Source organism: Roseburia hominis, from assembly GCA_040702975.1.
GTDB lineage: Bacteria > Bacillota > Clostridia > Lachnospirales > Lachnospiraceae > Allocoprococcus > Allocoprococcus hominis_A.
The window spans coordinates 2,251,323-2,262,981 of sequence record CP159990.1; the positions used below are offsets into that span (position 1 = coordinate 2,251,323).

The 11,659-nt window shown below is 46.6% G+C and carries 12 protein-coding genes; 8 read left to right on the forward strand and 4 right to left on the reverse strand.

Going from position 1 to position 11,659, the window contains the following annotated elements:
- Positions 1-33 precede the first annotated feature (33 nt).
- From ABXS75_10450 to ABXS75_10485, 8 genes are all read left to right on the forward strand, one after another.
- Complete coding sequence (locus tag ABXS75_10450) at positions 34-387, forward strand: hypothetical protein (GenBank protein ID XCP83506.1); 354 nt, start codon at positions 34-36, stop codon at positions 385-387.
- The gene (locus ABXS75_10455) at positions 372-1,430 is read left to right on the forward strand and encodes a DUF2953 domain-containing protein (protein ID XCP83507.1); all 1,059 of its coding nucleotides are present in this window, start codon (positions 372-374) and stop codon (positions 1,428-1,430) included. The genes ABXS75_10450 and ABXS75_10455 overlap by 16 nt, the downstream gene beginning before the upstream one ends.
- Positions 1,431-1,508: 78 nt before the next feature.
- Positions 1,509-1,955, forward strand: a complete 447-nt coding sequence (locus ABXS75_10460; protein ID XCP83508.1) for a GerW family sporulation protein — start codon at positions 1,509-1,511, stop codon at positions 1,953-1,955.
- Between the two features lie 80 nt (positions 1,956-2,035).
- On the forward strand, positions 2,036-2,176 hold the full coding sequence (locus ABXS75_10465; GenBank protein XCP83509.1) for a hypothetical protein: 141 nt from the start codon (positions 2,036-2,038) through the stop codon (positions 2,174-2,176).
- Positions 2,177-2,294: 118 nt separating this feature from the next.
- Positions 2,295-2,858 carry a hypothetical protein gene (locus ABXS75_10470; protein XCP83510.1) on the forward strand — a complete coding sequence of 188 codons (564 nt, stop codon included), beginning with the start codon at positions 2,295-2,297 and terminating at the stop codon, positions 2,856-2,858.
- A 177-nt stretch (positions 2,859-3,035) separates the two neighbouring features.
- Entirely contained in the window at positions 3,036-3,779 is a 744-nt protein-coding gene (rpsB, locus tag ABXS75_10475) for a 30S ribosomal protein S2 (GenBank protein XCP83511.1), read from the forward strand.
- Between the two features lie 24 nt (positions 3,780-3,803).
- The gene (gene tsf / locus ABXS75_10480; protein XCP83512.1) at positions 3,804-4,724 is read left to right on the forward strand and encodes a translation elongation factor Ts; all 921 of its coding nucleotides are present in this window, start codon (positions 3,804-3,806) and stop codon (positions 4,722-4,724) included.
- A 332-nt stretch (positions 4,725-5,056) separates the two neighbouring features.
- Complete coding sequence (locus tag ABXS75_10485; protein XCP83513.1) at positions 5,057-5,911, forward strand: AraC family transcriptional regulator; 855 nt, start codon at positions 5,057-5,059, stop codon at positions 5,909-5,911.
- A 104-nt stretch (positions 5,912-6,015) separates the two neighbouring features.
- On the opposite strand, the gene ABXS75_10490 is transcribed toward ABXS75_10485, so the two are convergent.
- The 4 genes from ABXS75_10490 to ABXS75_10505 form a co-directional block, all read right to left on the reverse strand.
- Positions 6,016-8,208: an alpha-galactosidase gene (locus ABXS75_10490; GenBank protein XCP83514.1), complete on the reverse strand. Its 2,193-nt coding sequence runs from the start codon at positions 8,206-8,208 to the stop codon at positions 6,016-6,018.
- Positions 8,209-8,340: 132 nt separating this feature from the next.
- Entirely contained in the window at positions 8,341-9,099 is a 759-nt protein-coding gene (locus ABXS75_10495) for a carbohydrate ABC transporter permease (GenBank protein ID XCP87133.1), read from the reverse strand.
- A gap of 96 nt (positions 9,100-9,195) precedes the next feature.
- Entirely contained in the window at positions 9,196-10,029 is an 834-nt protein-coding gene (locus ABXS75_10500) for a sugar ABC transporter permease (protein XCP87134.1), read from the reverse strand.
- Positions 10,030-10,103: 74 nt separating this feature from the next.
- Positions 10,104-11,387, reverse strand: a complete 1,284-nt coding sequence (locus ABXS75_10505; protein ID XCP87135.1) for a sugar ABC transporter substrate-binding protein — start codon at positions 11,385-11,387, stop codon at positions 10,104-10,106.
- Positions 11,388-11,659: the final 272 nt, after the last annotated feature.

Consider the following 11,659-nt stretch of genomic DNA (forward strand, 5'->3'; position numbering starts at 1 on the left):
GTATTTGAGTAGCCGGGGGTGGGAGAGGAAGACATGAGATTTTATCGTGAGTTGTACCTCAGTGAGAATCTGAGAAAGAAGAAAGACAAAATAATAAAGAAGATGGAGCAGGGAAAGTTTCCGCTTAAGCTCTACGTGCTGGTGATGCCCTCTGACGGCGAAAACCCACTGGAATATTACAGAACAGCCCTCATGCGCCAGGGGATTTTCCCGCATGATGATATGCTGGTGGTAGGGATTGCTTCCTGTGAGGCGGACGCGATGTATATGGTGGAAGAAATCGCGGAGGAAGTGTACCATAAGACCGGTGACCTGGATATCCGCGGATATCTGACGAACAAGTTGAATGAGACAGGTGAGGAGAACGCAAGATGCTGCACATCATAGGATTGATTCTCAAAATAATAGGTGTGATTTTGGCGGTGATACTGGGTATCCTGGTATTGCTGGTCTGTATTGTCCTTTTTGTGCCGGTGCGCTATGAGATTCGGGGACAATTTTCCGGTAAGCTGGAAGAGGCGAAGGCTTCGCTTGCGATATCATGGCTTTTGCATTTGATTGCCGTGAGGGTGCGTTATGAGGAGGGAAACCTGCGCTGGAAGGTGCGAGCCGCGTGGATCAGGCGTGACAGTGGGAAAACGATGGAGAAGAAAGTCATCGCAGAGAGCAAAAAGAAGGAAAAGATTGACGGGAATGCTGCCGAGGGAGCAGAGAAGGAACTGCTTGAGGAGAAGAAGTTATCTGAACAAAAGAGTGATTTAGAAAGAAAGACTTCTGAAGGTGAGAAACAGTGCCGGGAGGGAGAACAGACAGAAAACGAAACTGATAGGGTGAAGTGTGAAACGGAGGCTGACAAGAAAGGAGTCGGCGAAGAGACGGAAGCGCTCGGGGAGGCTCCCAGAGATAAGCAGAGCAAGGAACAGGGCAGGAAAAAGCGAAAAAGGAAAAAACGCAAACCGTTAAGGCTCATCTTAAGGGAATTGATAGAAAAAATAAAGGGATTTTTTGCAAAGATCAAATATACATTCGGAAGAATATGTGATAAACTAAAGACAGTTTCCAGGAAGAAAGAGCAGATTGCAGAATTTCTTGAGAATGAGATGCATAAAAGCGCACTTGCCAGAGTGAAAAAAGAATTCGTGTGGGTGAAGCGTTTTTTGAAACCCAAAAAGTTCAGAGCGGATCTGCAGTTTGGATTTGAAGACCCCTACCATACAGGGCAGGCACTGGCAGTTCTCGGTATGATTTATCCATTTACAGGTAATCATATGAATATCAACCCGGATTTTTCACGGAGAATGCTGGAAGGAGAAGCCTATCTGAAAGGGAATCTGCGTGCGGTACATTTGATGATGTTTGCGCTGAAAGTCCTTTTGGATAAGAATGTAAGAAGGACATACCGTGATGTGCGAAGAGTATTGAACCGGTAAGTGTAGTCCGAAGACGAAGTAAAAAGTAAAATCGCTGTGCCCATATATAGGAAAACAAAAAACAGGAGGAAATGAGATATGGCAGTTGACAATCGATTCAAAGAAACAATGGAGTCCCTTTTCAAGGGTATGAATGGCGTCGTTTCATCTAAGACGGTAGTAGGAGACGCGATTCATATCGGTGATACGATCATTCTTCCGCTGGTCGATGTATCTTTCGCCATCGGAGCAGGGTCATTTAACCAGGAGAAGAAGGACCGGGGAGCCGGAGGTCTTGGAGGAAAGATGACTCCGTGCGCAGTTCTGGTTATTCAGAATGGAACGACCCGCCTTGTAAATGTAAAAAATCAGGATACGATGACAAAGATTCTCGATATGGTGCCTGATGTGATCGACAAGTTCAAATCTCCAAAGAGTGAGAAGATGACGGAAGAAGATGTGGTGGATATTTTAAATGAAGCCGACGAGGCTGCTGAGGCTGCTGCGGATGCAGTGATAAACGGTATGGCTGAAAAAGAGAATTAGATCAGACCGGTATAAAAGATCGGCATTATGAAGTTGGTGGCTGCATATAGTATATCAATGATGTGCAGGCGGCGTAAGTAATGAATCGTGTGATAGGATTTGCACTGTTTTTTGTGGCAGTAGGAATCGTGATTGGTCTTTTTATGCCGAATCTCTTTGTGAGTATATTAGTCGTGATTTTGTGTCTGCTTGTGGGATTTCATCTGTTTTGCCGATGTTAGACAAAAAGAACAGGAGAATAAGCAATATAATTGTAGATGAATATGCGGAGAATAGAAAAGTTTTACACTATTAAAAAGGGTGGATTGGAATAAACCATCTGTGAATGAGAGGTACATCGTGAAAAGGAAAGTGATTATTTTATTAAGTGCATTGACATTAGTTCTTAGCTTTAGCAGTTGTGGAAAAAAGGAACAGCCTGATACACAGAGTCCAAAAGAGGACCAGAAAGTAGAGGCTGAGACTTTAGAAACTGATGAGGAAGAAGAAAAGAAAGAAGAGAATAAAGAAGAAAAGGAAGAGGAGATTGTTTATATTTCCTGTAGTGCAGATGAGATGATGCAGGAATTTGTAGATGATTTTGATGCAGCGAAGGAAAAATATGCCGATCAGTATGTGAAAATTACCGGGACTTTGAAAGAATTTGATGTTGATGAAGATGCAACTCCGAAAGGCAGAATCATTCGTTTGGATACATCTTTGGAGATTCAAAATGCTGCAGCGAATATTTCCGGGATTACATGGGAGGAAGAGGATTATCCGATGGAAGAATTTGAAAAAGATAGGAGTCAAATACAGCCGGGGGATACAGTTACTATGTTGGTGCATATTGATGAGTATAGTTTGGAAAGAGGTCATAGTTTTTACGATTTCCTTTTTGATCTTTACGGCATTGAAAAATAGTGGCAATAAAAATTGTGTTTGGAAAGAAAAGCCTTGCGTAAGCAGGGCTTTTGTGTTATACTGCTAATGTTGCAAAAAAACACGTATGCGGTTAATTCCAGTGGTGCCAACGCAGAAGCTGCACGGTTTTGGGATCGGAAGCATACGGAAGTAGAAAACCAAATGGAGGAAAGAAACATGAGCGTTATTTCAATGAAACAGCTTTTAGAAGCAGGTGTTCATTTCGGACACCAGACCAGAAGATGGAACCCTAAGATGGCAGAGTACATCTACACCGAGAGAAACGGGATCTACATCATCGACCTGCAGAAATCCGTTGGAAAAGTAGATGAGGCTTATCAGGCAGTTGCTGACATCGCAGCAGAGGGCGGCAAGATCCTTTTCGTAGGAACCAAGAAACAGGCTCAGGATGCAATCCGTACAGAGGCTGAGCGCTGTGGAATGTACTTTGTAAATGAGAGATGGCTTGGTGGTATGCTTACCAACTTCAAGACCATTCAGAGCAGAATCGCTCGTCTGAAAGAGATCGAGACTATGGCAGAGGACGGAACATTTGACGTACTGCCGAAGAAAGAAGTAATCGCTCTTAAGAAAGAGTGGGAGAAGCTGGAGAAGAACCTTGGCGGAATCAAAGACATGAAGAGAGTACCGGACGCAATCTTCGTAGTAGACCCGAAGAAGGAAAGAATCTGTGTTCAGGAAGCTCATGCACTGGGAATCCCGCTGATCGGTATTGCAGATACAAACTGTGATCCGGAAGAACTTGACTATGTAATTCCGGGTAACGATGACGCTATCAGAGCCGTTAAACTGATTGTTTCCAAGATGGCAGACGCTGTAATCGAGGCAAATCAGGGAGCAGCCGAGGATTATTATGAAGAGCCGGCTGAAGAATATGTTGAGGAAAGCGTAGAAGAATAATCGTTAAGTTTGGAGGAAAAGATCATGGCAATTACAGCAAGCATGGTAAAAGAATTAAGAGAGATGACCGGCGCCGGCATGATGGACTGCAAAAAGGCCCTGAATGAGACGAACGGAGATATGGATGCAGCCGTTGAATACTTAAGAAAGAACGGACAGGCTAAAGCTGAGAAGAAAGCCGGACGTATCGCAGCAGAAGGTATCGTTATGGCTGAGGTTAAAGAAGACAAGACAGCAGCAATCGTAGAAGTAAACTCTGAGACAGACTTCGTAGCTAAGAATGCTGAATTCCAGGGATTCGTAAAAGCTGTTGTAAACCAGGCTATGAATACAAGTGCAGCAGATATTGATGCATTTCTTGCAGAAGCATGGAATGAGGACAACAGCAAGACTGTGAACGATGCACTGACAGAGAAGATCGCTGTAATCGGCGAGAAACTGAGCATCAGAAGATTTGAGCAGATCAAGACAGAAGGCTGTGTTGTTTCATATATCCACGGCGGCGGACGTATCGGCGTTCTTGTAGAGGCTGATACAGACGTAGTAAATGATGCGATCAGAACATGTCTGAAGAACGTAGCTATGCAGGTAGCAGCTATGTATCCGAAGTATGTATCCCGTGATGAAGTATCACAGGAATACATGGATCATGAGAAAGAGATCCTTCTTGCTCAGGCTAAGCTGGAGAACCCGAATAAGCCAGAGAACATCATCGAGAAGATGATTATTGGACGTCTTAATAAAGAGTTAAAAGAGATCTGCCTGCTTGACCAGGTATACGTTCAGGACAGCGATCTGACCGTTGCTAAGTATGTTGAGAAGGTAGCAAAAGAGAACGGTGCTAACGTTACCGTTAAGAAGTTCGTTCGTTTCGAGACTGGGGAAGGTCTTGAGAAGAAGAATGAAGATTTCGCAGCAGAAGTTGCAGCTCAGATGGCTAAATAAGTTAGATTTTGCTTGATTTTTTGAAACTGGTTATGGCCCTTGCGAATGGTATAAATATACTGTTTGCAAGGGCTTTTTGGTTGCTAAGCATACCTGCGTGAACGTCCAGTGGACATTCATCCCGGTTTTCAGGTTTGGGCGGCATGTCAAGCGCAAACGTTGACATTGCAGGTTGAAATGTGTATACTCTAGTTTAGTACACAATGTTGAATGACATGATGCACTAAATTAGTATGAAGAATTTTTATAAATTACATTATGAAAAGTTACGAACTATTTATCAAAACTTTTACACACCTAGGGATTCTAATGTTTAGAAGGAGCTGAGTATTATGGAAACACATCACATCTCACTTTTCCCCCATGAGCATTTTTTGGATATTCGTCCCTATCAATATGGCTGGGAAGAGTGTGAACCCCTCCATTCTTTCGGCCCTTTTGTCCGCAATCACTATCTGTTTCACTACATTATCAGCGGAAAGGGAATGTTATACTCCCACTCTACCAATGGTGAGATACATGAATACCACCTGGAAGCAAACCAGGGATTCCTGATTTGTCCCGGGCAGATTAACTTGTATACTGCGGACGAGAAGGATCCGTGGACATACGTCTGGATAGAGTTTGACGGAATGCGGGCGGAGGAATGCCTGCTTCAGGCTGGCCTAAAGCAAGATCAGCCCATTTATCAGCCCCGGAGTATAGAAGAAGGAGAATTGCTGCGGAATCGGATGATGTATTTTTCTGAAAATTCTGCAAGATCCCCTATTCATCTGGTAGGCTGTTTATACCTGCTCCTGGATGAACTCATCGAGTTTTCCCGCAGCAGGCAGAGTATTGAGGAAAAAAAGCAACAGGATTTTTATATCAATGAAGCTGTAGTCTATATCCAGCAGAACTGTCATCGAGAGCTGACAGTAGATGAAGTGGCCGGCTTTTGTAAACTGAACCGTAACTATTTCAGCCGTAAATTTAAAAAGGCGATGGGCTGCACTCCCCAGGAATTTATGATTCGTCAGCGCCTGACGAATGCGGCTGAGCTAATGCGTCTCACCGATCTGCCTATTAAGACGGTGGCCGCGCAGTGCGGATACCCCAACCAATTCCATTTTTCTCAGGCTTTCAAGAAATATTACGGCTTGCCGCCCCAGGAGTGGCGAAAGCAGAATCATTCTAAAACGGACTGACCGTCATGGGCCAGTCCGTTTTGGTTGCCAAGCATACCTGAGTGAATGTCCAGTGGACGTTCATCTCGGTTACTAAGTATATCTGGGTACGTTCATCTCGGTTCTTACTCAATTGCTTTCAGGTAAATCTGGAAAGCAGGGTAGTCTCCCTGCATCTGAGGGAGAGGATAGCCGGCCTTCATCAATGCCTCGCCGCTGCAAAGAGGCCCGTTCCCATTGATCTGGTATTGGAACGAAGGATTAAGCCCTTTAAGACGTAATGTGCGGTACGGTGACGCGGCATGGGTACAGCCCAGCACCACATTGACCAAAGCCTCTCTCTGATCAGGAGACACCTGCTCCCAGGCCGTGTAAGAGTTATCCTGGAAAGGACTGCTGAGTCGGTAGCAGTCTCCATGATGGAGCAGACGATAGTGGGTCTTATACCTTTCCACCTGACACCGAATCTCCATTTTCTCTTCTTCCGTACATTTACCCAAATCCATCTCGTAACCAAAAGCCCCGCTCATGGCGGTGATTCCCCGCGTCTCCAGAGGAGTGATTCGTCCATTCTGCTCATTGGGAACCGCCGAGACATGAGCGCCCATGGTACAAACCGGATAACAGAAGGAGGTGCCGTACTGGATGCGCAGGCGGTCAATCGCGTCTGTATCGTCGCTGCACCAGATCTGGGGCGTGTAGTAGAGCATACCACCGTCAAATCTGCCTCCGCCACCGCAGCAGCCTTCAATGAGTATGTGAGGATAATCACGATGTAGTCGCTCCAACAGGTCGTATACGCCCAGGACATACCTATGGTAGACCTCTCCCTGGCGACAAGATGGCAGACTAGCGGACCAGACATCGGTGAGACTTCGGTTCATATCCCATTTGATGTAGGAAATGTCCGCGCTTCCAAGTACCGCCTTTATCTGATCATAGATATAATCCCGTACATCCTTACGGGAGAAATCCAACACCAGTTGGCCTCTGCCCCGGGAAGGAGAACGGCCCGGAACATGCAGCACCCAGTCCGGGTGAGCACGATAGAGGTTACTGTCCTCATTGACCATCTCCGGTTCCACCCAAATACCGAATTTCATCCCCAACTCTTTGATACGGGGAACCAAAGCCTCCAGCCCGCCGGGGAGTTTTTCCTGATTTACCTGCCAGTCACCAAGACCGCTGTTGTCATCATTCCGGGATCCGAACCAGCCGTCGTCCATGACAAACAGTTCAATCCCAAGAGCAGCGGCCTCCCGGGCGATTTCGATCAGTCTGTCGGCAGTGAAATCAAAGTAAGTAGCCTCCCAGTTGTTCACCAGAATCGGTTTACGTTCACCATAGTAAGGATCGCGAATAAGATGCTTACGGATCACCCTGTGATACTGGCGGCTCATTTCGCCAAATCCGTTGGGAGAGCAGACCATAGCCGTTTCCGGAACTGTGAACGTCTCGCCCGGGGCCAGTGTCCAGCAGAAATGATAGGGGTGTATCCCCATGACCAGGCGGCTGTTCTCATATTGACTGCATTCCACGGCTGCCTCAAAGTTGCCGCTATATAGCAGCATGGCACCGTAGCATATACCGGTATCTTCGTCGGCATCATGGTCGCAGAGCATCACAAACGGATTATGCTGATGACTGGAGGTTCCGCGCATACTGCCGACACTTTGTATTCCGGACCGCAGCGGCCATCTGTCCAGACAACGCTCCATCAAATGGTGGCCGTTAAAGGTGATCATGTCCAGATCAGACCGAAGAAAATCCAGACAAAGGGAGGCACACCGGCATAAACGAACCGTCTCCGTCCCCAGGTTGGTGATTCGCACGGCACGGGTGATGAGGTCGAAAGTCTCAAACACGCCATAATAGAGTTCCACCGCTACTTGAGCAGCAGAGTCCTTCAGGAAAATCACCAGCGTTTCCGCCTCGTCTTCATCACTATAAAAACCAGGCAGACCATCCGGCATGTATTTACCCTTCTCCAGGCGGAAACCTTCATAACGCAGATCCGCTGTATGGCTGCCATTTGGAAGCTCCAGTTCAATAGATGGCAAACGGAAATCTCCAACGCCGCAGGTGGAATACTCCTGTGGGACAACATCCAGTGAATAGTCCCGGTTACTTCCCGCTTCGTTTGGATTGGGAGAGAAACTGCGGTCACCGCACTGGATCAGCCCTGACAGATCACAGTCATCAATCCTGGGTCCATAGTAGGTGTGCAGGAGTACATTGTATTGGTCCGCCTTCATCTGGTATGTGGTATTTCGGGTGTGCAGCGTAAAAATTCTGTTTTCTTGATCAAGTACAATCATATAGAAACCTCCTTGTAAATCATTGACACAGAAAGAGTGCTGTTGGCAGCCTTCCTGCACATATTATGGTATAGAAACAGTCCTGGCAGTTTATCTGCCTGGACTGTTTTAAAAAGGTTATAATAGTAATGTTTATTTTCCGCCAGTGCCGGCAATACCTTCCACGAATTGACGCTGGAAGATCAGATACAGTACCACCATTGGCAGCATAGCCAGCAAGGAACCGGCCATCAGCACAGGGAAGTTGGTGGTGAACTGGCCGCGCAGGGTGGAAAGACCGGAGGACAACGTCATCATCTTTAGGTCAGAGTTCACTACCAGCGGCCACATCAAGTCGCCGTATGCAAAGACGGCCGTAAAGATAGTCAGGGCCGCTACGGAAGTGCCCGTCAGCGGAAACATGATCTTATAGAAAGTCTGCCACTGATTGCATCCGTCCAAATAGGCAGCCTCGCCCACTTCATCCGGAATACTCATATAGGCCTGACGCAGAAAGAACACACCAAAAGCACTGACCAGACCTGGGAATACCAGGGCAAAAATCGTATTGGCCATGCCCATTTTCGCAACCATCTGATACTGCGGAATAATGAAAATCTGGCTGGGCAGAGACATCTGAATCAGCACGATGCCGAAAAGTAGCTTCTTGCCTCTGAATTCCAGCTTGGCAAATGCATAACCTGCCATAGAACTGAACAGGACGGCACAGACCACACGGAAGAAGACCATCAGTATGGTGTTTATATACAGGTTAGCAAAAGGCAGACTGGCAATTGCTTCCTTAAAGTTATCCAGCATGAGCTGTTTGGGCAAAATGGTCGGTGGAATCAGCATACTCTCAGGAACCGTTTTGGAACTGGTGAGAATCATCCACACGAACGGGAATATCATAATAACTGCGCCTAAGATCAGGAAAAAATAGGTAAGGGTCTTGTTGATTCTATAGGAGCGTTTCAAAGAATTTGTGCTTTTCATTTTAATACCTCCTTAAATATCGTATGTAACCCATTTCTTCTGTCCCTGGAACTGTACCAGAGTCACAATAAGGATCAAACCAACAGTCCAAATGACGATAGCGGAACCATAACCGCGGTCTCCGGCCACGAAAGAGGAACGATAGAACAGGTACATCAGACTCTGCATATCGGTCAGTGCCGGATTTGTCTCATCAGCCATCATGTAAATGAGGTCGTAAATCTTCATGGAGGCCATCAAACGCATGATCAGAACGGAGAACAGGGTCGGGGACACCATAGGCAGGGTAATAGTGAAAAACTGCTGAATCTTACCCGCACCGTCGATGCTGTTGGCCTCGTAAAGAGATTTTGGAATGTTCTGCAATCCGGCCAGCAGAAGAACTGCGTCATAACCAACACTGCTCCAAACAGACACGATGGCAACAGCCAGCACAGCCGTCTTCGGGTCGGTGATCCATTGGATCTTGGTGCCCAGTATCTGGTTGAGGATGCCGTACTCACCGTTGAAGATCCAGCGCCACACCATAGCCACGGCCGCAGGGGCACAAACCAGGGGCAGGAAAAAGATGGTACGGAAGCCGCCTTTAAATTTTACGTGTGCATTGAGCAGCATGGCGATCAGCAATGCCAGGGCGATGCCCACAGGTACGGTCAAAATACAAAAGTAAATCGTGTTCCAGGTGGCTTTCCAGAACTCAGCATTTCCGAACATATCCACATAGTTCTGCAGGCCGATAAACTTGTAATGCCCGAAGCCCTCATGCTCGCAGAAGCTGGCGTACAGTGTCTGTACAAAGGGCCACAGATTCAAAACGACCAGACCGATGATGGTCGGCGCGACCATGAACCAGCCCCAGTTTTCTTCCCGCCGTGCAGCGAGAGATAATTTCTTATTCACCTTCACCTAAATCCCTCCTCTCAGTCATCTGCCAATTTCTTGGCGGTTTCCTTATTGACAATACGCTCCATATTCTTGAGACCGGTTTTAAGATCCCGTTCGCCAGAATAGACACGGGTCAATTCATCCAGCACCTGGCTTTTCCACTTGGGACTGGCAGAATTATAAACCGCCTGTACCGCGTAGTCGAACTGTTCGAAGATGATGTCCAGATTCAGCTTTTCGTTGTAAGAGTCAAAGGCAGCGCGCCAGGTTTCCTCACAGCCGATATATGCGGGGATTGCAGCGCCCTTCTCTCCCTGAATACGCTGAGCCTCCTCGGTACCGAAAAACTTGATTACATTCAGGGCAATCTCGCGATTTTTGCCACGGGCTGCAGTAGAATAGCACAGACCGTTGGACAAGGTAGCACGTCCATCTTTGTCCAGGCTTTCACTGTCCTCGATAGGATCCGCACATCTTGGCAGCTTAGCTATATCCCATTTGCCTCGCATTTCCGGGTAGTTCTCCATTAACTGTGGCAAGTTCCAGTTGCCCTCCAGATACATGGCTCCCGCCTCAGAGAAGAAAGCAGTTGAGGGTGCGGTTTCGGTAAAATAGGTCTGGTCAGGACACCAGTCTTCCTTCTGCATATTCACATAAAACTCCATACCCTTGACAGAGCCGGGGTTGGTGTAGCCGGCCTTAGTACGATCAGCGGTAAGAATATGTCCGCCGGCCTGGTAAACGAAACACCAGTAGCCCAACTGATCGTCGTTATAGGCCATGAATCCATACTTGCCGGTTTTGTCGTGAATCTTTTGGGAAGCATCCCTCAAATCTCCCCAGGTCCAGTCCTCGGTGGGATAGGGAACGCCGGCGGCGTCAAACATTTCTTTGTTGTACACCAGCAAACCATTATCCTTGTCCTTTGGTACCCCATAGAGCTTTCCATCGCTGCCGCTGGCGTTGTTGCGGGAAATCTCAGAGAAATGCTTTTCATAATAATCAGACTCTACATCATCGTAGAGATTGGTCACATCAGCTAACATGCCGAAGTCAGCATAATATAGAAGCTGATTGGTGTGCATCCAGAAAATGTCCGGCATGGTATTACTCTCGGCAGAAGCCTCCAGTTTAGTCCAGTATTCGCTCCAACTGGTAGCCTGTACCTCGATAACTACATCAGGGTGTTTGGCAGTATAAGCGTCGCACATAGCCTGCATTCCAGGACGTTGATAGACATCCCAGATCTGGAAGGTGAGATGGGTCTTTCCGTCCGAGGAACTGCCGCATCCGGTGAGCGACAGCAACAGGAGCAACATCAGGACTGCTATTTTTATACGAGATAACTTCATCATAACTCCACTCCTTTACTTTAAATGGTTTCATATACGGTCACAAGCATGAAAGCAGCCCGGGCCTGCCTTTTCATGTATAACCACTCAAATCAATTAGAATTATAATAAAAGGGCACTCTGCTGTAAATTAAACAGTGTGCCCAACATATATCATAATTTTCAAAAAGTTACATTTTTATATAAATATATTAACTTTTACACATATAAAGAAAGATTTGTAAAAAATAGCAAAAAAT

Bases quoted from the DNA above. Each gene is read 5' to 3' on its own strand.
- ABXS75_10460 (XCP83508.1), top strand. From the start codon at position 1,509: ATGGCAGTTGACAATCGATTCAAAGAAACAATGGAGTCCCTTTTCAAG.
- ABXS75_10465 (XCP83509.1), top strand. From the start codon at position 2,036: ATGAATCGTGTGATAGGATTTGCACTGTTTTTTGTGGCAGTAGGAATC.
- rpsB (XCP83511.1), top strand. From the start codon at position 3,036: ATGAGCGTTATTTCAATGAAACAGCTTTTAGAAGCAGGTGTTCATTTC.
- ABXS75_10495 (XCP87133.1), bottom strand. From the start codon at position 9,099: ATGATATTCCCGTTCGTGTGGATGATTCTCACCAGTTCCAAAACGGTT.
- ABXS75_10450 (XCP83506.1), top strand. From the start codon at position 34: ATGAGATTTTATCGTGAGTTGTACCTCAGTGAGAATCTGAGAAAGAAG.
- tsf (XCP83512.1), top strand. From the start codon at position 3,804: ATGGCAATTACAGCAAGCATGGTAAAAGAATTAAGAGAGATGACCGGC.
- ABXS75_10500 (XCP87134.1), bottom strand. From the start codon at position 10,029: ATGGTCGCGCCGACCATCATCGGTCTGGTCGTTTTGAATCTGTGGCCC.
- ABXS75_10455 (XCP83507.1), top strand. From the start codon at position 372: ATGCTGCACATCATAGGATTGATTCTCAAAATAATAGGTGTGATTTTG.
- ABXS75_10505 (XCP87135.1), bottom strand. From the start codon at position 11,387: ATGTTGCTCCTGTTGCTGTCGCTCACCGGATGCGGCAGTTCCTCGGAC.
- ABXS75_10485 (XCP83513.1), top strand. From the start codon at position 5,057: ATGGAAACACATCACATCTCACTTTTCCCCCATGAGCATTTTTTGGAT.
- ABXS75_10490 (XCP83514.1), bottom strand. From the start codon at position 8,208: ATGATTGTACTTGATCAAGAAAACAGAATTTTTACGCTGCACACCCGA.